Source organism: Streptomyces endophytica, assembly GCF_026153355.1.
Classification (GTDB): Bacteria; Actinomycetota; Actinomycetes; order Streptomycetales; family Streptomycetaceae; genus Streptomyces; species Streptomyces endophytica.
This window is the reverse complement of sequence record NZ_CP110636.1, coordinates 2,058,009-2,079,829: the sequence shown is the minus strand read 5'-3', so window position 1 is coordinate 2,079,829 and position 21,821 is coordinate 2,058,009. Positions and strand designations below refer to the sequence as shown.

General features: G+C 71.6%; 12 protein-coding genes and 2 pseudogenes. 8 read left to right on the top strand and 6 right to left on the bottom strand.

Annotated features, from left to right (window positions below; genetic code table 11):
* Window positions 1–45: 45 nt before the first annotated feature.
* Window positions 46–285 (top strand): annotated as a pseudogene (locus OJ254_RS09415) (polysaccharide deacetylase family protein); the annotation flags it as partial.
* Between the two features lie 122 nt (window positions 286–407).
* On the opposite strand, the gene OJ254_RS09410 reads toward OJ254_RS09415, so the two are convergent.
* Window positions 408–1,721 carry an alpha/beta hydrolase gene (locus OJ254_RS09410; RefSeq protein WP_265361965.1) on the bottom strand — a complete coding sequence of 438 codons (1,314 nt, stop codon included), beginning with the start codon at window positions 1,719–1,721 and terminating at the stop codon, window positions 408–410.
* Window positions 1,722–2,248: 527 nt separating this feature from the next.
* Between OJ254_RS09410 and OJ254_RS09405 the strand changes: the two genes are divergently transcribed.
* Together OJ254_RS09405 and metG are read left to right on the top strand one after the other, a co-directional pair.
* A complete protein-coding gene (locus OJ254_RS09405; protein ID WP_265361964.1) occupies window positions 2,249–3,997 on the top strand; it encodes a vWA domain-containing protein in 1,749 nt (582 codons plus the stop codon).
* A 256-nt stretch (window positions 3,998–4,253) separates the two neighbouring features.
* A pseudogene (metG, locus tag OJ254_RS09400) lies at window positions 4,254–5,967 on the top strand (methionine--tRNA ligase).
* Between the two features lie 150 nt (window positions 5,968–6,117).
* Here metG and OJ254_RS09395 read toward each other — a convergent pair.
* A complete protein-coding gene (locus tag OJ254_RS09395; protein ID WP_265361963.1) occupies window positions 6,118–7,824 on the bottom strand; it encodes a hypothetical protein in 1,707 nt (568 codons plus the stop codon).
* A 195-nt stretch (window positions 7,825–8,019) separates the two neighbouring features.
* Window positions 8,020–9,783: an aspartate--tRNA ligase gene (gene aspS, locus OJ254_RS09390; RefSeq protein WP_261956779.1), complete on the bottom strand. Its 1,764-nt coding sequence runs from the start codon at window positions 9,781–9,783 to the stop codon at window positions 8,020–8,022.
* 310 nt (window positions 9,784–10,093) lie between these two features.
* Between aspS and OJ254_RS09385 the strand changes: the two genes are divergently transcribed.
* Window positions 10,094–12,268: an ATP-binding SpoIIE family protein phosphatase gene (locus tag OJ254_RS09385; RefSeq protein WP_265361962.1), complete on the top strand. Its 2,175-nt coding sequence runs from the start codon at window positions 10,094–10,096 to the stop codon at window positions 12,266–12,268.
* On the opposite strand, the gene OJ254_RS09380 is transcribed toward OJ254_RS09385, so the two are convergent.
* The 3 genes from OJ254_RS09380 to OJ254_RS09370 all read right to left on the bottom strand — a co-directional run bounded on the left by OJ254_RS09380 (window position 12,187) and on the right by OJ254_RS09370 (window position 15,070).
* Window positions 12,187–13,344 (bottom strand): AI-2E family transporter, encoded by a 1,158-nt coding sequence (locus tag OJ254_RS09380; RefSeq protein WP_265361961.1) that lies wholly within the window; start codon window positions 13,342–13,344, stop codon window positions 12,187–12,189. The genes OJ254_RS09385 and OJ254_RS09380 overlap by 82 nt on opposite strands.
* A 124-nt stretch (window positions 13,345–13,468) precedes the next feature.
* On the bottom strand, window positions 13,469–14,422 hold the full coding sequence (locus OJ254_RS09375) for a pirin family protein (RefSeq protein ID WP_261956776.1): 954 nt from the start codon (window positions 14,420–14,422) through the stop codon (window positions 13,469–13,471).
* A gap of 174 nt (window positions 14,423–14,596) precedes the next feature.
* On the bottom strand, window positions 14,597–15,070 hold the full coding sequence (locus tag OJ254_RS09370; protein ID WP_030411509.1) for an SseB family protein: 474 nt from the start codon (window positions 15,068–15,070) through the stop codon (window positions 14,597–14,599).
* A 168-nt stretch (window positions 15,071–15,238) separates the two neighbouring features.
* Between OJ254_RS09370 and OJ254_RS09365 the strand changes: the two genes are divergently transcribed.
* The 4 genes from OJ254_RS09365 (at window position 15,239) to OJ254_RS09350 (ending at window position 21,575) form a co-directional block, all read left to right on the top strand.
* Window positions 15,239–17,065 (top strand): acyl-CoA dehydrogenase, encoded by a 1,827-nt coding sequence (locus OJ254_RS09365; protein ID WP_265361960.1) that lies wholly within the window; start codon window positions 15,239–15,241, stop codon window positions 17,063–17,065.
* Between the two features lie 312 nt (window positions 17,066–17,377).
* Window positions 17,378–18,673, top strand: a complete 1,296-nt coding sequence (locus OJ254_RS09360) for a M18 family aminopeptidase (protein WP_265361959.1) — start codon at window positions 17,378–17,380, stop codon at window positions 18,671–18,673.
* A 1-nt stretch (window position 18,674) separates the two neighbouring features.
* A complete protein-coding gene (locus tag OJ254_RS09355; RefSeq protein WP_265361958.1) occupies window positions 18,675–20,639 on the top strand; it encodes an AfsR/SARP family transcriptional regulator in 1,965 nt (654 codons plus the stop codon).
* Between the two features lie 132 nt (window positions 20,640–20,771).
* A complete protein-coding gene (locus tag OJ254_RS09350; protein WP_265361957.1) occupies window positions 20,772–21,575 on the top strand; it encodes a DUF4232 domain-containing protein in 804 nt (267 codons plus the stop codon).
* Window positions 21,576–21,821: the final 246 nt, after the last annotated feature.

Genomic DNA, 21,821 nt, shown 5'->3' with positions numbered 1-21,821 from the left:
CGAGAGAGCCCCGAAAAGAGCCCCGCATGCCGAAGCACTTCCGCACCCCTGTGGAGCGTGACCGCCAAGGACTACGAGACCAACGACTCGGCGCTGATCACCAAGCGGGTGCTGGAACAGACCGAACGCGACGGCATCATCCTGCTGCACGACATCTACCCGGGCACGGTCCCGGCCGTCCCGGACATCCTCAAGGAACTGAAGAAGCGCGGCTACACGATCGTCACGGTCTCCCAGCTGCTCTCCCCGGCGAAGCCGGAGCCGGGGATGGTGTACCGGCCGTAGCGGCCGACGCCGGTACCGCCGCGGGGACGCCGGCGGTTCCGGGAACGCCGTGAGCCCGGCCCCTTCTCGGGACCGGGCTCACGGCTACAACTACCGTTGTTCGGCTGCGGGTTGGGGCGCGCTCAGCCCTGCGGCCGCTCGGCCTCCACCCGTCGGCGGCCCTTGTCATCGGTGGTCCCGGCCGGCGCCTTGGACGGCCCGGTCGGCTTCGCCGGGGCGCCGCCCTGGCCGACCTTCGCGCCCGGCTTGCGCTGCGCCGGCAGCGGCACGGTGTCCTGCGGGAACGTCAGCTGCTGGCTCTGCCACTCCATGGCCGGCACGACCTCGCGCCGCCAGGTCGTGAACTGGTGGCTGCCCTGCGGCAGGATGATCGAGTCCACCGTCATCGGCGCCTTGACCGCGTGGATGAACTGCATGGTGGCGCCGTAATCGGCCTCGCCCTTACGGCTGCTGGCGACCAGCGTGGAGACCTGCGGCGCGGGCAGGTGCTTCAGCCGCCACAGCAGATCGTGCTCGCGCTCTCGCTGGGCACCCTCCGGACCGGCGCCGAACAGGCTGCCGGTGGTCAGGTCGTCCTTGATCGCGTAGTCGCCCGAGAGCGAGACCGCCGAGGTGTACACCTTCGGGTTGCGCATCGCGAGCTGCAGCGAGCAGGTGCCACCCGACGAGTACCCGAACGCGCCCCAGGCGCTGGGGTCATGACCCACCCGGTACGTCGACTTCATCGCGTCCGGCAGGTCCTTGGTGAAGAACGTCTCCGCCTGCGGCCCGCCCGGCACGTCCACGCACTCGGTGTCGCGCGGCGGCGCGATCGTCGGCCGCACCATCACGATCACGGTCGGCTGCATCCGTCCCTGCGCGATCAGCCGGCCGGCGTTCTGCGGCACCTGCAGATGCTGCGCGAGGTTCATGATCCCGCCCGGGTAGCCGCTGATCACGACCATGACGGGGAACCGCTGCCGGCGGTACTGCTGCTGGAAGTACTGCGGCGGCAGGTAGACGAATCCGGGGTTGATGGCCCGCGTACGGCGCCCGATGATCCGCACGGACTCCATCTTGCCGACCTTGTTGGCGGGCCCCTTGGGCAGACCGGTCACCCGGTCGAGCCCCTGAGGACCGGCCGGCTGGATCAGCCCGGCCTTCATGTTCCCGACCGACGCGTACTGCCCGCCGCCCTGGCTCACGGCCACCGGCGGCGCCTTCTCGTTGTTGCCCAGCAACTCGTCCCAGTTGCCGTAGAACTCGAAGTTCGTGTTCACGGCGAGCGCGAGCGCGCACACGATGGACACCTGGGTGACCACGATGGCGCCCAACCTGCCCAGGACGGGTCCGATCCCGCGCCGCGACAGCCGGGGCCACAGCCACACCGTGGCGGCCACGCAGGCAACCGCCAGCACGATCACCGTGTATTCGAGCGACTGACTGGTCAGCCCCATGCGCCCACATCTCCCGTCACCCTCGGAAGGGTTCTTGCCTTCTTACGGCCGCCTAAGGCACAACGGGCGGCTCCGGACAATGGTCACCGGAGAAGACGGGCACACCTGCGCATCGGATACCTGAACGACCCAGTTCTTACTTACCTCTTGCCACATCGTTTCCGCGGCGTGATGTGCGAGCACCCCGGAGGACACCCGGAGAGCCCTCGCATCCACACAGGTCCAGACCAACTCCCCCTCCCTCACGGCCTCCACGCCCCGTCCCCACGTCCTGTCTTCACGGATGTGATATCCCGGCGCCGTGCCACAGCGATGTCACACCGGCCCCGGCCGAAACCCGACCGGCACCCGGTTCGCCCTGGATGGCCCCCGGATGGCCCACGGATGGCCCACCACACGAGCCGCAGGGTCCCACGATGAGGCCGCTCCCGGCCGCTACGCTTACGTATCCGTCCTGGTCAGGGACATGTCCGTGCTTCACGGACATACGCCGCACCGCACCCACCACACGCAAGAGAGGTTCGCCGATGGGCATTCGGAGTCTGCTGCGCAACGCTTTCGGTCGCTCCAAGGCGACCCGTGAAGAAACCGGCGCGGCACAGAACAGCGCCGGCACCCCGGAGTCCGCGACCATCCCGGAGGCCCGCGAGGAGTCCACCCCGGCCGCGTCCCCCAAGTCCCCCAAGCCGTCCGACAAGCCCGCCGAGGCCGAGGTCCCGGCCGCCCGCACGGCCCCCACCGAGCCCCCGGCCACCAACCCGGCCCCGACGACCGCCACCCTGCCCGCCCAGGGCTCACCGGTGGACCGCGCGGAGCCGCCCGTACGGGAGAACGCGGAAGAGCCCGAGGCCAAGGACGACGACAAGGCCGAGGCACACGCCCCCGAGGCGGACATCGCCGCCTCCGACACCGCCGCCTCCGACCTCGTGAGCCAGGCCTTCGACAACCCGGCCCCGGCCACCAAGCCGGAGCCGTCCACCGCCCCCGAATCGCAGTCCACCCCTGAGGCGGAGGCGATCACCGAACCGGCGGCCAAGACGGATGCCGAACCGGCGGCCCGGGTGGACACGGAACCGGCGGCCCAGGCGGACGCCGAACCCGCGGCCCAGGCGGACGCCGAACCCGTGGCGCCCGAGCCGCAGGCCGACGAGCAGGCCGAGCCGGAGGCCAAGGCCGAGCCCGAGGCCGAGGTCGAGGCCAAGGTCGAGGCCAAGGTCGAGGCCGAGCCCGAGGCCGAGGTCCAGGTCGAGCCCGAGGCCAAGGCCGAGCCGGTGCAGGAGCCGGAGCCGGTGCAGGACGTGACGCCGGAGCCGGCAGCCGAGACCCCGGCGGCCGAGCCCGAGGCGGAGACCGAGCCCGAGGCGGAGACCGCGACGGCCCCGAAGGCGGAGGACGCTGCGGAGGCCGAGGCCAAGGACGACGACAAGGACGACGACAAGGCCGCGGACGCGCCGAAGGCCGAAGCCGCACCGGAGCCGGCGACCGAAGCGGACCCGGAGGCCGAGACCACCCCCGAGCCCGAGGCCACCCCGGAGCCGGCGGCCACGACGGACGCCGAGGCCGTGCCCGCCCCGGAGGGGAAGATCCCCGCCGGCCTCCTCCCCCTCCACGCCGCCGCCGGCGCCACCCTGGAGAAGCACGGCCTCACCACCCAGCGCGCCGTCGTCTACCTCGTCCTCGACCGCTCCGGGTCGATGCGCAACTACTACAAGGACGGCACGGTCCAGAATCTCGCCGAGCAGGCCCTGGCCCTCTCCGCGCACTTCGACGACGCGGCCACCGTGCCCGTCGTCTTCTTCTCCACCGACATCGACGGCACCGCCGATCTGGACCTCGCGCACTACGAGGGCCGCATCGAGGAACTGCACGCCGGCCTCGGCCACATGGGGCGCACGAACTACCACTGGGCCGTCAACGCCGTCGTCGAGCACTACAAGAAGTCCGGCAGCACCGCCCCGGCCTTCGTCATCTTCCAGACCGACGGCGCCCCGACCTCCAAGCCGGCCGCCGAAAAGGCACTCTGCGAAGCCGCGAAGCTGCCCATCTTCTGGCAGTTCATCGGCTTCGGCGACCCGGAGGCCAAGGGCTTCGACTTCCTGCGCAAGCTCGACGACCTGACCGTTCCGGAAAAGCGCGCGGTCGACAACGCCGGCTTCTTCCACGCCGGCCGCGACCCCCGCAGCCTCTCCCACGACGAGCTCTACCAGCAGCTCATGGTCGAGTTCCCCGAGTGGCTCACCGAGGCCCGCACCGCCAAGGTCCTCAAGGACAGCTGACGCCCCTCCTCCACGCGACCCCCACCGGCCGCGGCCGGGCCCCACGGCCCGGCCGCGGCCGCTTGGCATTGCGCCGACGCGCGCATCGCTCCGGCAGCCCCGAAGATCACCCGGTGATGCGCCCGGTGATCAGCCGCCGCGGGCACTGTCCGCACTGCAAAAACAGCCGCGCGGGCACCCCCACCCCGTCCAGTACGATATTGACGTTCCGTAAAGCAAATCCTCACTCACCGTAGCGACTTGGGAGCAGCCGGCAATGGCTCGACACCTCATCACCAGCGCCCTTCCGTACATCAACGGGATCAAGCACCTGGGCAACATGGTGGGGTCCATGCTCCCGGCCGACGTGTATGCCCGGTACCTGCGGCAGCGGGGCAGCACGTGCTCTACATCTGTGCGACGGATGAGCACGGGACGCCGGCCGAGCTGGCGGCGAAGGAGGCCGGCCAGTCGGTCGACGCGTTCTGCGGCGAGCAGCACGAGAAGCAGAAGGCGATCTACGAGGGCTTCGGGCTGCGCTTCGACTACTTCGGGCGGAGCTCCTCGCCGGAGAACGTCGAGCTCACGCAGCACTTCGCGCGCAAGCTGCACGAGAACGGCTTCATCGAGGAGCGGGCCATCCGGCAGGTCTACTCGATCGCCGACGAGCGCTTCCTGCCCGACCGCTACATCGTCGGCACCTGTCCGCACTGCGGCTACGACAAGGCGCGCGGCGACCAGTGCGAGAACTGCACCCGGGTGCTGGACCCGACCGACCTGATCGACGCCCGGTCGGCGATCAGCGGCAGCGGTGACCTGGAGGTGCGGGAGACCAAGCACCTGTTCCTGCTCCAGTCGAAGCTGCAGCACGAGGTCGAGGGCTGGCTGGAGGGCAACGGCAGCAAGGAGTGGCCGACCCTCGCGTCGTCGATCGCGCACAAGTGGCTGACCGAGGGCCTGCAGGACCGGGCGATCACCCGTGACCTGGACTGGGGTGTTCCGGTCCCGGCGGACGTGTGGCCGGAGCTGGCGGCCGAGGGCAAGGTCTTCTACGTCTGGTTCGACGCGCCGATCGAGTACATCGGCGCGACGAAGGAGTGGGCGGACGCCGACCCGGAGAACCGCGACTGGAAGTCGTGGTGGTACGAGGCCGAGGACGTCCGCTACACGGAATTCATGGCCAAGGACAACGTGCCGTTCCACAGCGTGATGTTCCCGGCGACGCAGCTGGGGACCCGCGAGCCGTGGAAGAAGGTCGACTTCCTCAAGGCCTTCAACTGGCTGAACTACTACGGCGGGAAGTTCTCCACCTCGCAGCGCCGGGGCGTCTTCACGGACGCGGCGCTGGAGCTGCTGCCGGCCGACTACTGGCGCTACTTCCTGATGGCCCACGCGCCGGAGTCGGACGACACCTCCTTCACCTGGGAGCTGTTCTCGTCGTCGGTGAACAAGGACCTCGCGGACACGCTCGGCAACTTCGTCAACCGGGTGCTGTCGTTCTCCCGCAAGCGGTTCGGCGACGAGGTCCCGGCGGGTGCCGAGGCCGGTGCCGCGGAGCAGAAGCTGGGCGAGGAGATCGCCGGGCTGCTGGCCGAGTACGAGGGCCACATGGAGGCGCTGCAGTTCCGCAAGGCGTCGGCCTCGCTGCGCGCCCTGTGGAGCGCGGGCAACTCCTACCTGGAGGAGAAGGCCCCTGGCTGGAGATCAAGACCGACAAGGACGCGGCGGCCCTGACGCTGCGCACCGCGATGAACCTGATCCACCTGTACGCGGTGGTCTCCGAGCCGTTCATCCCGGCGTCGGCGAAGGCGATGCGGAGTGCGTTCGCGCTGGCGGACGACACTGCCGTGTGGGTCTCGCAGGACGAGGCGAAGGCGCTGGCGTCGGTGCCCGCGGGGACGCCGTTCACGGTGCCGCCGGTGCTCTTCGCGAAGATCACCGAGGAGGACCTGGACTCGTACCGGGAGCGTTTCGGTGGTGCGGAGGGTTAATCCTCCGAAACACCGGACGGCCGGCCGGTCCTGCCGCCTTTGCGCCCGTTCCGCCCCTGAGGGGTGGGACGGGCGCACGTGTGTGGAGGAGCGGGCGGCCTGGGGTGTCTCAGGGCTTCGTGCCCGGTGAGACGTAGGCGGTCAGCGCCTTCAGGCCGGGGGTCGGGGGAGGGGGGCCTTGCGCCAGCCGCGGGCGTAGTGCGGGGGCCGGTGGCCGGCCGCGAGGAGGATGGCGGCGGGGCGGCGGGTGCCGAGCCGGGCCAGGGCGGTGGGCGTGATGCTGGCGTCGTGGCCCGCGGGCTGGCGGGACGCGCAGCCGGCCTGGTAGGCGACCCGGACGGCCTCCTCGCCACTGACGGCGCACGGCGGCCGCAGACCGGCGGTGCGCAGGGTGCGGACGATCCGGCCGATGTCGTTCTGGGCGCGTACGGTTCCGCGCTGCATCTTGTGCAGGATCGCCAGCTGGACCGCCTCGTGCCCCAGCAGCGCGACGATCAGCAGGGCCACCGCCGGGGCGTGCCGGCGGCGTGGGAGCAGGACCAGCCGGCACAGGAACCAGGCGGCGGGCATCATCAGCAGCGCGTACGCGGGCAGCAGGAAGCGCGGGGCGGCGTAGTCGACCGCCAGGAGGTAGGGGGCGGCGAGGCAGAGGCCGATCAGGGACGGGAGCACGACGGGTGCCGCGCCGTAGCGGTGCAGCGAGCCGTCGGGGTCGTGGAGGCGGAGGGTCGGCCAGGTCTGCCCGTCCCGCTGGCCCACCCCGCCCGTGCCGAGGCGGTCGGCGCGGGCCGAGTCCAGGACGAGGCTGCCCAGCCGTACGGGGTCGAGCCAGAGGCCGTCGCGCCGGCCGGAGTGCGGTCCGTGGCCGGGCGGCCACACCGGTCCGTAGCGGTGCAGCGGGCCGCCGGGTTCGCGGGCGCGGACCGCGGACCAGACCGCGCCGGCCACGGCCAGCGGAAGCGCGCACCACCATGCCGCCGCCACCGGATGGTCCCAGGCCAGGTGGCAGGGGCGGCACAGGGTCTTGCCCTGGAGCGCGCGGGCGTGGTCGGCGAAGGACGGGTGCCAGCCGAGGCCGCCCTGGATCTCCGCGGCCTGCCTCAGCCGGGCCGGGAAGCCGCCGTAGGAGACGTACGCCTCGATGATCCACTCGGCGCAGCCGAGGGCGAGGCCGACCGGGAGGGCGAGCAGGACGGTGGACCGGCGCCAGGCCGGTACGACGAGCCCGGCCAGGAAGAGCGGAACGGCCAGCCACACCGCATCGGTGGGACGCATCAGCGCGACCAGTGCCACCGCGGCGGCGAGGCCGGTGGCCGCGCCCCGGCCGGCCGTCGGAGCCAGCTGTACGGGCGGCTGGCGCACCGCGAGGAGGAAGCAGCCGGTGGCGGTGAGCGCGGCGTAGCCGACCCACAGGTTGGGCATGGCCTGCGGGCCGTAGAAGAGGGTGACCCACAGGCCGGCGAACAGCGCACCGCCGAGCGCGGGGACGGGTGGCGGCAGCAGGCGCCGCCAGACGCACATGGTGAGCAGGAGCCCGGCGCCGGAGAGCAGCGCGAGGTAGCAGTGCAGCGCGGGGGCCGAGGTCGTGAAGAAGACGACCGGGGCGAGGAGGAGGGTGACGCCGCGGGCGCGGGGTGCGCTGAAGTACGCGGCCGGGGTGTGCGGGTCGACCTGGCTGACGTAGACCGTCTCGTCCCATCCCAGGCCGGGGGTGGCGACGGCGAAGTAGAGCTGCCCGGCGGTGAAGACGGCGGCGACGGTGATCAGCCACCGCAGATCGCTGCCCGGTGCGGGGCGCGTCGGGTGGACCCGCGGGCCCAGTCCGGTCGGGCCGGGGAGGAGGCTGGCTTGCTGCATGGGCACCACCCTGCGGGGGTGGCGTGCGCCCGGCCACATGTGTGGTGCGGTTGGAGCACAGGGCGCCGCGCGCGGTGCACGGCCGGGGCGCCGGGTCGCGACATGGCGAGGGGCGGTGTTTCACGTGAAACGAACGACGTGAAACACCGCCCCTGCGGCCCGGCGGGAGCCGGCTCCGGCCCCGGCCGGTGGCGGCTACTTCACCTGCGGCTTGCGGATGTTGAGGCTGAGCTCCTTGAGCCGGGCCTCTTCCAGCTCGGTGGGCGCGCCCATCATCAGGTCCTGCGCGTTGCCGTTCAGCGGGAACGCGATGGTCTCCCGGATGTTCGGCTCGTCCGCGAGCAGCATGACGATGCGGTCGACGCCGGGGGCGATACCGCCGTGCGGCGGGGCGCCGAAGCGGAAGGCGCGGAGCATGCCCGCGAACTTCTCCTCGACGGTCTCACGGTCGTAGCCGGCGATCTCGAAGGCCTTGATCATGATGTCCGGCTCGTGGTTACGGATCGCGCCGGAGGACAGCTCGACGCCGTTGCAGACGATGTCGTACTGCCAGCCCAGGATGTCCAGCGGGTCCTTCTCCTCCAGGTCCTTCATGCCGCCCTGGGGCATCGAGAAGGGGTTGTGGGAGAAGTCGATCTTGCCGGTCTCCTCGTCCCGCTCGTACATCGGGAAGTCGACGATCCAGCAGAAGCGGAAGACGTTCTCCTCGAAGTGGCCGGCGCGCTTGGCGGCCTCGACGCGGACCGCGCCCATGATCTTCGAGACCTCGTCGAACTCGCCCGCGCCGAAGAAGACCGCGTGACCGGCCTCCAGGCCGAGGCGCTCGGTGAGGACCTTGACGTTCTCCTCGGTGAGGAACTTGGCGATCGGGCCGGACAGGGAGCCGTCCTCGCCGACGCGCACCCAGGCCAGGCCCTTGGCGCCCTGCTGGACCGCGTAGTCGCCGAGCTGGTCGAAGAACTTGCGCGGCTGGTCCTGCACGGCCGGCACCGGCAGCGCACGGACGTGCTTGCCCGCGAACGCCTTGAACTCCGAGCCCTCGAAGACGTCGGTGATGTCGACGAGCTCCAGCTGGGCACGCAGGTCCGGCTTGTCGGAGCCGTACTTCAGCATCGCCTCGCGGAACGGGATGCGCAGGAACGGCGAGGTGACGTGGCGGCCGCCGCCGAACTCCTCGAACAGCTCGGTCATCAGCTTCTCGACCGGCTGGAAGACGTCCTCCTGCTCGACGAAGGACATCTCGATGTCGAGCTGGTAGAACTCGCCCGGCGAGCGGTCGGCGCGGGCGTCCTCGTCGCGGAAGCACGGGGCGATCTGGAAGTACCGGTCGAAGCCCGAGATCATCAGCAGCTGCTTGAACTGCTGCGGGGCCTGCGGCAGCGCGTAGAACTTGCCCGGGTGCAGGCGGGACGGCACGACGAAGTCGCGGGCGCCCTCCGGGGAGGTGGCGCTGAGGATCGGCGTCGCCATCTCGTTGAAGCCGAGGGCGGTCATCTTCTGGCGGATGGACGCGATGACCGCCGAGCGCAGCATGATGTTGCGGTGCATCCGCTCGCGACGCAGGTCGAGGAAGCGGTACTCCAGGCGCTTCTCCTCGTTGACGCCGTCGTCCGTGTTGATCGTGAACGGGATCTGCTGGGCCGCGCCCAGGACCTCGACCTCGGTGACCTCGATCTCGATCTCGCCGGTGGGCAGCTCCGGGTTGACGTTCTCGGCGCCGCGCGAGACGACCTTGCCGTCGACGCGGACGACCGTCTCCTTCGTCAGCTTGTCCAGCGCCTCGGCGCCGGGGGTGCCGGGGCGGGCCACGAGCTGGACGAGACCGTAGTGGTCGCGCAGATCGATGAAGAGGATGCCGCCCAGGTCACGTCGATTGTGCAGCCAGCCACTGAGGCGTACGTCGGTGTCGACGTCCGCGGCTCGGAGCTCGCCGCAGTTATGGGACCGGTACCGGTGCATCGCTCATCCAAGTCGTCGCGAGTGTCGAGGTGAGGAGTTGTCGGGAGGGGGGCGGGGGGTCGGGATCCGGTGCGGACGCCCGGCCGCTCTCCCCGTGGATCACCCGAAAGGCCACCCCAGGATTGACATAACCGCTCCAGGTTACCGCCCCGGCCCCGGCACTTCGTTGACATATACGCATCAGCGGTTCCCGGCGGGTTCCCGGCACGATTCCGGCGCGATCACCGGGGTGCACCGGGAGCGGGTGACTGGGACGAGGGTCACATCCGTTCTCTGGTCGACCTCCGGCAAACGCCCCTAAAGTGAGGCAATGCGCACCAAGGACCTCCTGGCTGCCATCGCGACCGGCCTCTGGCACTGGGACAACGCCACGGGACGGGTGAGCCTCGATGCCGAGGCGGCCCGGCTGCTCGGGTTGCCGGCCGAGCCGGTGGAGCTGACCGAGGCGGCGGTGCGTTCCCGTTTTCATCCCGTCGACTTCGCCGAGATCAACGGCATCGTGCAGCTCGCGGTCGCCGAGGAGACGCTGGCCGAGGCCCGGCTGCGGGTCGTCGACGAGCAGGGGCGGGTGCTGCGGCTGGTCCGCACCCGTTCCCGGCCCCGCATGGTCGACGGTGACTTCGAGCTGGTCGGCACCCTCCAGGAGGTGCCCGAGCCGCTGCCCGGCACCTCCGCCGCACACACCCCGATCACCGGCGACTGGCGCCGCTCGCGCGAGGCCTTCCTGCTGGACGCGGGGCGGGCGCTGGCCGAGGCCCGGTCCACCGCCGAGGTGCTGCGGGTGGCCGCCGGGCTGTCGATGCCCGGTTTCATGCCGGACGGCCTCGCGGTCTTCGGGATCGAGGGCGACCGGGTGTCGGTCATCGGCCACCACGGGCACCGGCCCGGCGACGAGCAGCCCTTCCTCGACATGCCGCTGGAGACGGAGTACCCGGCCGCGGAGGTGATCCGCACCGGCCGGGCCATCTATCTGCCCACGCCCGAGGAGTACCGCGGCCGCTACCCGGCCACCTGGCCGCTGGCCGCCCGCTTCGGCCGGACGTCCTGGGCGTTCCTGCCGCTGGTCAACGCGGGTCGGACGATCGGTGCCTGGATGGCGGGGTTCGCCGAGCCGGTCGCCTTCACGCCCGACGAACGCTCGGTGCTGACCACCGTCGCCCGGATGCTGGCGCAGGCGCTGGCCAGGGCCGGGATGCAGGAAGAGCAACAGGAGCTGGCGCTGGGGCTGCAGCGCAGCATGCGGCCGACGGTGCAGCCGGACATCCCGGGGATGACGGTCGCGGCGCGCTACGTCCCGACCGGCGGGGGCCTGGAGGTGGGCGGCGACTGGTACGACATGATCCCGCTGCCGTCGGGCCGGATCGCGCTGGTCATCGGGGACGTGCAGGGCCATGACGTACGGGCCGCGGGCCTGATGGGGCAGCTGCGGATCGCGCTGCGGGCCTATGCGTCCGAGGGGCACCACCCGGACGCGGTGCTCTCGCGGGCGTCGCGGTTCCTGGCCGGGATCAATGCCACGGAGTTCCGCGGGCACGGCGAGGACCAGCGGTTCGCCACCTGTCTGTACATCGAGGTGGACCCGTCGACCGGGCTGCTGGACATCGCCCGGGCCGGTCACCCCGACCCGGCGATCCGGCTGTGCGACGGAACGATGCTGATCCGGCCGACCGCGGGCGGGCTGCCGCTGGGCATCGTCCCGGACACCGACTACCCCACCACCCGGCTCGTCCTGGAGCCCGGCGAGACGATGATGGTCTGCACCGACGGGCTGATCGAGACCGGCGGGCACGACCTGGAGACCGGGTGGTCGCGGCTGCGCGGCATCATCGAGTCGCACGAGGTCGGCGCCGACGACGGGGATCTGGAGCGGCTGGCCGACGCCCTGGTCCAGGCCGTGCACGGACCCCCCTCGCACCACACCACCGGGCCGCTGGTGGACCGCCGCGAGGACGACATCGCCCTTCTGCTGCTGTCCCGTGAGGGCGGCAGCTGCGGTGTCGGCACCGGAGGACTGCTGGCGCAGCAGCCCGTACGGCGCACCGCGCTCTCCGTGGCCCAGGCCGAACCGCAGCGGATAGCCGAGGCGCGCCGGCAGGTCCGCGAGGTGCTGCACGACTGGGCCGACCCGGACCAGGTCGACTCGGCGGTGCTGATGGTCTCCGAAATGGTCACCAACGTCCTGCTGCACACCGACGGGGACGCGCTGCTGGTCGCCGAGATCTCCGGGGAGCGGGGCGCCCGCCGGGTCCGGGTCGACGTCTCCGACAGCAGCGACGAGCTGCCGCACCGCCGTAGCCCGGGCGAACTGGCCTCCTCGGGACGGGGGTTGGTGTTGCTGGAGCTGCTGGCCGGGGCGTGGGGCGTGGATCCGCGCGGGGACGGCAAGTCGACGTGGTTCGAGCTCTACGAGGACGCGGGGGACGCGCTGGGCCCGGTGTCGCCGGAGCTGGCGGAGCCCGAGCCGGAGTCCGAACCCGCCGCGTAGTGCTTGCGCAGTTCGTGCAGGACGCCGGAGACCGCGGCGGTCAGCGGGACGGACAGCAGCATGCCGAGGATGCCGGCCACGCTCGCGCCGGCCGTGATCGCCAGCATCACCGTCGCCGGGTGCATCTGGACCGTACGGCTCTGGATCATCGGCTGCAGGACGTGGCCCTCCAGCACCTGGACGGCGAGGACGACGCCGAGCGCCCACAGCGCGATCACGAAGCCCCGGTCGGCGAACGCGACCAGGATCGCCACCGCGCCGGAGATGAAGGCGCCGAGGTAGGGGATGTACGCGCCGACGAAGACCAGTGCGCCCAGGCCCGGGGCACCCGGCACCTTGAGGATCAGCAGGCCGACGGTGATGCAGAGGGCGTCGATCAGCGCGATGAAGGTGGTGCCGCGCATGAAGCCCTGTATGGCCTGGAAGCCGCGGCGGGCCATCCGTTCGAGCTGGGGGCCCGAATTGCCGGGCGCCCAGTCGTGCAGCGCGCGGACGGCCTTGTCCGCGTCGCGGAGGAAGAAGAACGTCAGCAGCAGGGCGAGGACCGCGGCGGCGATGAACTGGCCGACGACGCTGACCCCGGCCAGCAGCCCGGAGGCCGCCTCGCCGCCGAACCTGGCGACCAGACTCTTGGCGTTGGAGGCCAGGTCGCCGAGCGACGCACCGGCCACACCGAAGTTCTTGGAGAGGCCCTGGCCGGCGTCCTTGAGCGAGGCGATGATCTGGTCCCCGGTGTCCACCAGCGCGCTGACGACGACGTATCCGGCGCCGCCGACCACCACCAGCAGGACGGCGCAGGTCAGCCCGGCCGCCAGCGAGCGGTTGAGCCGCATCGCCACCAGCCGCCGGTAGAGCGGCCCGAGCAGCGCACTGCCGAGCAGCGCCAGCAGCACGGGCGTGACCGCCGCACTCAGGAAGACGCACAGCCATACGCCGACGGCCAGCACGGCCGCGATCAGCAGCGCCACCGCGCACCAGGCCGCGGCACGGCGGGCCTCGACCGGCAGCAACGGCTTCTCCGTCAGCGGCCGTTCGGGGCCGGGGCCGCTCCGGTCATGATCCGCATCGTTTCGCACCCGGACAGTCCACCATGGCGCACGCTCCGGAAACGGGCGGGGGAACGCGCCGGAGGCGGTGTTTCACGTGAAACACCTCGTTTCACGTGAAACACCGCCCCTTGTCACGACGTCCGACGCCGGGTCAGTGCTCCCCGGCGGGGATCGTCCCGAGCCGGCCGGCCTGGAAGTCCTCGAAGGCCTGGGCCAGTTCGGCGTGGGTGTTCATCACGAACGGGCCGTAGTGCATCATCGGCTCGCGGATCGGCAGCCCGCCCAGCAGCACCACCTCGAAGTTCGGGCTGCGCGACTCCTGGGTCTCGTCGGCCCGGATCGTGAGCGAGTCGCCGGCCCCGAACACCACCGCCTGGCCCATACGGAACGGGCGCCCGTCCGCGCCGGCGGTGCCGCGTCCGGCCAGGGCGTAGGCGAGGGCGTTGAAATCCTTGCGCCAGGGGAGGGTCAGCTCGGCGCCGGGATTCACCGTCACATGCATCATCGTGATCGGCGTGTGCGTGACGCCCGGCCCGTGGTGGCCGTCGATGTCACCGGCGATCAGGCGCAGCAACGCCCCGCCGTCGGCGGAGGTCAGCAGCTTGACCTGGCCGCCGCCGATGTCCTGGTAGCGGGGGGCCATCATCTTGTCGCTCTTCGGCAGGTTGACCCACAGCTGGAGGCCGTGGAAGAGACCGCCGGACATGACCAGCGACTCCGGCGGCGCCTCGATGTGCAGCAGGCCGGAGCCCGCCGTCATCCACTGCGTGTCACCGCCGTTGATGACCCCGCCGCCGCCGTGCGAGTCACGGTGCACGAACGTGCCGTCGATCAGGTACGTGACGGTCTCGAAGCCGCGGTGCGGGTGCCAGGGCGTGCCCTTGGGCTCTCCGGGCGCGTACTCCACCTCGCCCATCTGATCCATCATGATGAACGGGTCGAGGTGCTTGTAGTCGATGCCGGCGAAGGCCCGGCGCACCGGGAAGCCTTCGCCTTCGAATCCGCTCGGCGCGGTGGCGACGCCCAGCACGGGACGGGCCTGCGCCGCGGCGGGTGCCGCCACACGGGGCAGGGTCAGCGGGTTCTCTACGGTCACAGCGGGCATGACGGCCTCCTCGGTCGCTCACCAAACTTAGTTGAATGCTGAACAACCCGCAAGGCACGCTGCATTCCCGCCCGCGTTTTTGCAGGTCACAGGAGCAAAGCAGACGGCCGGCCGAGCAATGTCGGCCGGCCGTTCAGGAAGCCGGGGCGGTCGCCTGCGGTCCCCGGGGGACGCTCAGCCGTACATCCGCCGCATCGCGAAGTCGACCATCTGCTCCACGGCCTTGGCGTCGAAGACCATCCGGTGGTCGCCCTCCATGTCGAGGACGAAGCCGTAGCCGGTCGGCAACAGGTCGAGCACCTCGGCGCCGGTGATCACGAAGTACTTGGACTCCTTGCCCGCGTACCGCCGCAGCTCCTTGAGCGAGGTGAACATCGGGATCACCGGCTGCTGGGTGTTGTGCAGCGCCAGGAAGCCGGGGTTGTCACCGCGCGGGCAGTACACCTTGGACGTCGAGAAGATGCCCTGGAAGTCCTCGGCCGACATCGAGCCGGTCGTGAAGGCGCGCACCGCGTCGGCGAGCGAGGGCGGGGACGGCTCGGGGTAGAGCGGCTGTTCGCCGTAGCCCCCGGGGGCCGGCTGCTGCGGCGGTGGCGGAGGCGCGCCGTACTGCTGCCCGGCACCCGCGTTCTGGTCGTAGCCGTACATGCGCCTCAGCCTACTGAGTCGGCGCGGCACCGGGGGACGCTCGTCACAGATGGGCGGAAGGGGTTGATTCTTATTACCCGCGGGTAGCATCATGCTAGCTACTAGCCGGTATTGCGTCTGAGGTCCCAGCCTTGGGGTCCTCTCCCGAACCCTTACGGAGCCGTACCCATGGGCCACTACAAGTCGAATCTCCGCGACATCGAGTTCAACCTCTTCGAGGTGCTGGGCCGTGACAGCGTGTACGGCACCGGACCCTTCGCGGAGATGGATGTCGACACCGCCAAGAGCGTGCTGTCCGAGATAGCCCGACTGTCGGAGAACGAGCTCGCCGAGTCGTTCGCCGACACGGACCGCAACCCCCCGGTCTTCGACCCGGACACCAACACCGCGCCGGTCCCCGACACGTTCAAGAAGAGCTACCAGGCGTACATGGACGCCGAGTGGTGGCGGCTGGGCATCCCGGAGGAGATCGGCGGCACCACCGCGCCGCGCTCCCTGCTGTGGGGCTTCGCCGAGACCATCCTGGGCGCCAACCCGGCCGTCTGGATGTACGCCTCCGGCCCCGCCTTCGCCGGCGTCCTGCACGACGAGGGCACCGAGGAGCAGCACCGCATCGCCCAGCTGATGGTCGAGAAGCAGTGGGGCTCCACGATGGTGCTGACCGAGCCGGACGCCGGTTCGGACGTCGGCGCCGGCCGCACCAAGGCCACCCAGCAGGAGGACGGCTCCTGGCACATCGAGGGCGTCAAGCGCTTCATCACCTCCGGTGAGCACGACATGTCCGAGAACATCGTGCACTTCGTCCTCGCCCGCCCCGAGGGCCACGGCCCGGGCACCAAGGGCCTGTCGCTGTTCATCGTGCCGAAGTACGACTTCGACTGGGAGACCGGCGAGCTGGGCGAGCGCAACGGCGTCTACGCCACGAACGTCGAGCACAAGATGGGCCTGAAGGCCTCCAACACCTGCGAGATGACGTTCGGCGCCAACCACCCCGCCAAGGGCTGGCTGCTCGGCGAGAAGCACGACGGCATCCGCCAGATGTTCAAGATCATCGAGTTCGCCCGGATGATGGTCGGCACGAAGGCCATCGCCACGCTCTCCACCGGCTACCTCAACGCCCTGGAGTACGCCAAGGAGCGCGTGCAGGGTCCCGACCTGGCGGCCTTCACCGACAAGGCCGCGCCGCGCGTCACCATCACCCACCACCCCGACGTGCGCCGCTCGCTGATGACGCAGAAGGCGTACGCCGAGGGCATGCGCGCCCTGGTGCTCTACACCGCCACGGTCCAGGACGAGATCATCGCCAAGGAGGCCGCGGGCGAGGACGCCAGCGCCGCCAACCGCCTCAACGACCTGCTGCTGCCGATCGTCAAGGGCTACGGCTCGGAGAAGTCCTACGAGCAGCTGGCGCAGTCGCTGCAGACCTTCGGTGGCTCCGGGTACCTCCAGGAGTACCCGATCGAGCAGTACATCCGCGACGCCAAGATCGACACCCTCTACGAGGGCACCACCGCGATCCAGGGCCAGGACTTCTTCTTCCGGAAGATCGTCCGGGACCAGGGCCAGGCGCTGACCGTGCTGTCCGAGGAGATCAAGAAGTTCCTCGCCGACAACACCGGTGGCGAGGAGCTGGCGCAGGCCCGCGGCGAGCTGGCCAAGGCCGCCGCCGACCTGGAGGCGATCGTCGGCGCCATGCTGACCGACCTCGCCGCGACCGAGCAGGACGTCAAGTCCATCTACAAGGTCGGGCTCAACACCACCCGCCTGCTGATGGCCTCCGGTGACGTCGTCGTCGGCTACCTCCTCCTCAAGGGCGCGGCGGTCGCCGCGGAGAAGCTGGCCGGCGCCTCGGCGAAGGACAAGCCGTTCTACACCGGCAAGATCGCCGCGGCGAAGTTCTTCGCGCACAACATCCTGCCGGGCGTCTCCGTCGAGCGCGGCCTGGCCGAGTCGGTCGACCAGTCGCTGATGGAGCTCGACGAGGCCGCGTTCTAAGGAGCGGACCGGGAGCGGCAGGCCGCGTCCCGGAGCAGGGTCCGCTGCCCGGGCGCGCGGCCTTCCTGAGGACCTCTTCTCAGAATTCTTAGAGGTCTCTCATAGAGGCCGTCCAGACTGACGTGACCCGCCTCCCTTCCCCCGGGGAGGCGGGCTTCGTCATGTACCGGCCCGCCCCACCCGGTCGCCAGACCGGAATCGTTCGTTCCAGTGGGGTTCTCCTTCTGGAATGCAGAAATCGTGGCCGGAAGGGAGCGGAGTCACTCCGCACGCGCACGGGGAATGCGGGGCCCGGCTCCTTATGCTGAATCCATGACCAACTCCGCCCGCTTCGATCGCGGCCACACCGACGACCTGATGTCCTTCCTCGCCGCCAGTCCGTCGCCGTACCACGCGGTCGCCAATGCGGCGGAGCGGCTGGAAAAGGCGGGTTTCCGGCAGGTCGCGGAGACCGACGCCTGGGACGGCGAGAGCGGCGGACGGTATGTGCTGCGCGGCGGCGCGATCATCGCCTGGTACGTCCCCGAGGGCGCGAACGCGGCGACTCCGTACCGAATTGTCGGGGCTCACACCGACTCTCCCAATCTGCGGGTGAAACCGATTCCGGACACCGGCGCCCGCGGCTGGCGGCAGGTCGCCGTGGAGATCTACGGCGGCACCCTCCTCAACACCTGGCTCGACCGCGACCTCGGGCTGAGCGGCCGGGTGACGCTCGCCGACGGGACCCACCGGCTCGTCCACGTCGACCGGGCGCTGCTGCGGGTGCCACAGCTCGCCGTGCACCTCGACCGCTCGGTCAACGCCGACGGCCTCAAGCTCGACAAACAGCGGCACATGACGCCCATCTGGGGCCTGGGCGAGGTGGCCGAGGGCGATCTGATCGCCTTCGTCGCCGAGGAGACCGGCGTCCCGGCCGGGGACATCAAGGGCTGGGACCTGATGGTGCACAGCATCGAGCCGCCGGCCTATCTGGGCCGCGACCGCGAACTGGTCGCCGGGCCGCGGATGGACAACCTGCTGTCCGTACACGCCGGTACGGCCGCGCTCACCGCGGCCGCCGCCCGGGGCTCCGCGCTGACCAGCATCCCGGTGCTGGCCGCCTTCGACCACGAGGAGAACGGCAGCCAGTCCGACACCGGCGCCGACGGACCGCTGCTCGGCACGGTCCTGGAGCGCTCGGTGTTCGCCCGCGGCGGCTCGTACGAGGACCGGGCGCGGGCCTTCGCCGGCACCATCTGCCTGTCGTCCGACACCGGGCACGCGGTCCACCCCAACTACAGCGAACGGCACGAGCCAGGGCACCAGCCGATGCCCAACGGCGGGCCGATCCTCAAGGTGAACGTCAACCAGCGCTACGCCACGGACGGCAGCGGGCGGGCCGTCTTCGCGGCGGCCTGCGAGCGCGCCGACGTACCCTGGCAGAGCTTCGTCTCCAACAACTCGATGCCGTGCGGGACCACCATCGGGCCGATCACCGCGGCCCGGCACGGCATCGCGACCGTCGACATCGGCGTGGCGATCCTGTCCATGCACTCGGCCCGCGAACTGTGCGGCGCCGAGGACCCCTACCTGCTCGCGAACGCCCTGACGGCCTTCCTGGAGGGCTGAGTTGGATTTCTCGCTGCTCGGCCCGATCGCCGTGACGGCCGGCTCCCAGGAGCTGCCGCTCGGCCCAGCGAAACGGCGCAGTGTGCTGGCGCTGCTGTTGCTGCAGCCCAACACCACCGTTCCGCTGGAGCAGTTGATCGACTCCCTGTGGGAGGACGAGCCGCCCGAGCATGCCCGCACGGTCGTCCAGGGGCACGTCTCCCGACTGCGCGCCACGCTCGCCGAGGGCGGCGCCGATGCGTACGGCATCGAGCTGGCCACGCACGGCTCCGCCTATCTGCTGCGGCTGCCCGAGGAGCTGATCGACGCCCACCGGTTCAGCGAACTGGTGACACTGGCCCGTCCCGAGGCCGCGCCGGCCGACGCGGTGGCGCTGCTGCGTGAGGCGCTGGGCCTGTGGCGCGGACCGGCGCTGACCGGCACGGTCACCAGCCCGCCGTTCGCCGCCGCGGCGCATGCGCTGGAGGAGCGCCGGCTGGCGGCCGTGGAGGCGCTGGGCCGGGCGCACGGCGCGCTCGGCGAACACGAACAGGCGGTCGCGATCCTCTACTCCGCGGCCGCCAACCACCCGTTGCGGGAAGGACTGATCGCCGGGCTGATGCGGGCGCTGTTCCGCACCGGGCGGCAGTCCGACGCCCTGGAGTGGTTCCACCGCACCCGCCGGCTGCTCAACGAGGAACTGGGCGTCGACCCCGGCGAGCGGCTGCGCAGCGCGTACGAGGAGATCCTGCGTGCCGAGGCGGCGGGCAGCGGGCGCGGAGGCGCGACGAAGCCGGCGACGGGCGGGGGCCGGGAGACGGCGCCTTCCCCGGGCGGAGGCCGGACGCCCGTGCACGGGAGCACGGCGGGTCCGGAGCCCGACGGTCCGGGGCCCGAGGCGGGGCTTGCCGCCGCTCCGGGCTTCGGCCCCGTATCGGGCGGTACGGGCGCCGGGGCCGAGCGGACCGGTGCCGCGCCGCGGCTGCTGCCCCGGCCACCCGCCCGCTTCCTGGGCCGCGAGCACCAACTCGCCGCACTGACCGACGCCTTGATGGACCGCACCACGGGCGAGAGTCCGCTCGCGGTGGTCGCCGGACCGGTCGGCGTCGGCAAGACCGCCTGTGCCGTGCAGTGGGCGCATCTGCACGCCGACGCCTTCCCCGACGGCCAGCTCTTCGCCGACCTCCGCGGTTTCGGCGAGGGCGCCGAGGCGGCGCCGGCCGAGATCCTGCGCGACTTCCTGCTCGCGCTCGGCACCCCCCAGGAGCAGATCCCCGGATCGGCGCAGGCCGCCTCCGCGCTGTTCCGTTCGCTGGTCGCCGAGCGCCGGCTGCTGGTCGTCCTCGACAACGCCCGCAGTTCGGCACAGGTACGGCCGCTGCTGCCCGGCGGTCCGCACTGCGCCACGGTCGTCACCAGCCGCAGCCGGCTCGACGGTCTGGTGGCCACCGACTGCGCCCGGCCGGTGGGCCTCCAGGCGCTCGGCCACGAGGAGGGCGCGGCGCTGCTCGGCGCCATGCTCGGGCCGGAGCGGGTGGCCGAGGACCCGGCCGCCGCGCGCGAACTGGTCGACCTGTGCGACGGGCTGCCGCTGGCGCTGCGGGCCGCGGCCGCCCAGCTGACCGCCCGGCCGCGCTGGCGGCTGGCCCGGCTCGCGGCCGCACTGCGCGACGAACAGCGGCGGCTGGCGCTGCTGTCGGCGGAGGACACCGGGATCGCGGCGGCGCTGCGGATGTCCGTCGCCCGGCTCTCCGCGGACGACGCCCGGCTGCTGTCGGCGCTGGCGACCAGCGCGGACGGACACCTCAACGCGGCGGTGGCGGCGGCGCTGGCCGGCTACGACCCGGAGCGCACCCAGGACGGCCTGGACCGGCTCGCCGAAATGCACCTGGTGGACGAGGAGGCCACCGATGTCTACACGATCAGCACGCTGACCCAGCTGTTCGCCCGGGACGAGCGCGGCGAGGGCGGGGGGAGCGGCGCGTAGCGGCGGAGCGGCAGGGAGGGACGTGCGGCATCAAAAACGTCGGCAGGTAAGGACGTTAGGCGGGCGTTAGTGGCGCGGCAGCGGCGGGCGGCAACCTGAGGGCATCGACCGACCGAACCGGGGGAGACCGCAATGCCGCAGCGTCCGGACCGCACCAGCAGCCCTCGCACCGCCCGTCCCGCCCGTCGGGGAACGCTGCGGATCGCCGCCGCCGGTCTGACCGCGGTGGCCGCCCTCGGCCTCACCGCCTGCGGCGGGCAGGACAATCCGCTCCAGACCAGCGCGGCCAAGCCGTTCCACCCCGCGGCGCAGGGCGCCGAGGACTCGGCGTCCCGTGCGCCCCGCAAGCTGCCGGTGAAGGAGGCCGGCGAGACGGGGAGCGGGGCCCGGCCCGACGGCGGTGCGGCGGAGCAGGCCTCCGCGCGGCGCGACGTACCCGGCGCGGACGGCGGCATCGACGCCCGTCCTGCCGGCGGGACCGCCGGGCCCGGCCGCACCCCGGACGTACGGCACTCCGCCTGTGACGCCGCGGCGATCCGGATCGTCGCCAAGCCGCTGCGGCGGCCGGTCAACCACCTGCTGCTGGTGGCCACCAACACCTCCGGCGCCACCTGCGACCTCTACTTCGCTCCCAAACTGCGCTTCGACGACGTGCAGTCGCCGCTCGCCGACCTGCCGGAGAGCAGGCCGCAGGCGGTGGTCACCCTCGCGCCCGGCGAGTCGGGCTACGCCGGTGTGCTGACCTCCGCGGCGGACGGATCCGGCCGCAACGGCGGCAGGCGGACCGCGCTGTACGTCAGCCTGCCGGGCCGTGACGGCAAGGGCAGCGTCGGCGGCTCGGCGAAGGTGGCACTGCCGGGCGGCGCGGTGTACGTCGACGACAGCGCGTGGGTGACGTACTGGCAGTCGGACGCGGGCGACGCCGCCGCCTGGTGAGGCGCCGCGCCACCGCCGACTCCCCATGAACCAGGGCGCCCGCATCCCCCAGCGGGCGCCCTGCCAACTGTCCCGACATGTCTCACGCCGGGGCCCGTGATGTCCCATGCAACGGGCGTCTCCGCAGGTCAACGCCGTGCACGCGGCGGCGATGTCCCAAGGAACACAGAGCCCCGGGCCGGCGCCCTGCCCTCGTCCCACGATGTTCTCCGTCGCCGCGGCGGGACCACCCGGCGGCTCACCGAC

Coding starts and splice junctions, on each gene's coding strand:
- OJ254_RS09410 (WP_265361965.1), bottom strand. CDS start 1,721: ATGGGGCTGACCAGTCAGTCGCTCGAATACACGGTGATCGTGCTGGCG.
- OJ254_RS09405 (WP_265361964.1), top strand. CDS start 2,249: ATGGGCATTCGGAGTCTGCTGCGCAACGCTTTCGGTCGCTCCAAGGCG.
- OJ254_RS09395 (WP_265361963.1), bottom strand. CDS start 7,824: ATGCAGCAAGCCAGCCTCCTCCCCGGCCCGACCGGACTGGGCCCGCGG.
- aspS (WP_261956779.1), bottom strand. CDS start 9,783: ATGCACCGGTACCGGTCCCATAACTGCGGCGAGCTCCGAGCCGCGGAC.
- OJ254_RS09385 (WP_265361962.1), top strand. CDS start 10,094: ATGCGCACCAAGGACCTCCTGGCTGCCATCGCGACCGGCCTCTGGCAC.
- OJ254_RS09375 (WP_261956776.1), bottom strand. CDS start 14,422: ATGCCCGCTGTGACCGTAGAGAACCCGCTGACCCTGCCCCGTGTGGCG.
- OJ254_RS09370 (WP_030411509.1), bottom strand. CDS start 15,070: ATGTACGGCTACGACCAGAACGCGGGTGCCGGGCAGCAGTACGGCGCG.
- OJ254_RS09365 (WP_265361960.1), top strand. CDS start 15,239: ATGGGCCACTACAAGTCGAATCTCCGCGACATCGAGTTCAACCTCTTC.
- OJ254_RS09360 (WP_265361959.1), top strand. CDS start 17,378: ATGACCAACTCCGCCCGCTTCGATCGCGGCCACACCGACGACCTGATG.
- OJ254_RS09350 (WP_265361957.1), top strand. CDS start 20,772: ATGCCGCAGCGTCCGGACCGCACCAGCAGCCCTCGCACCGCCCGTCCC.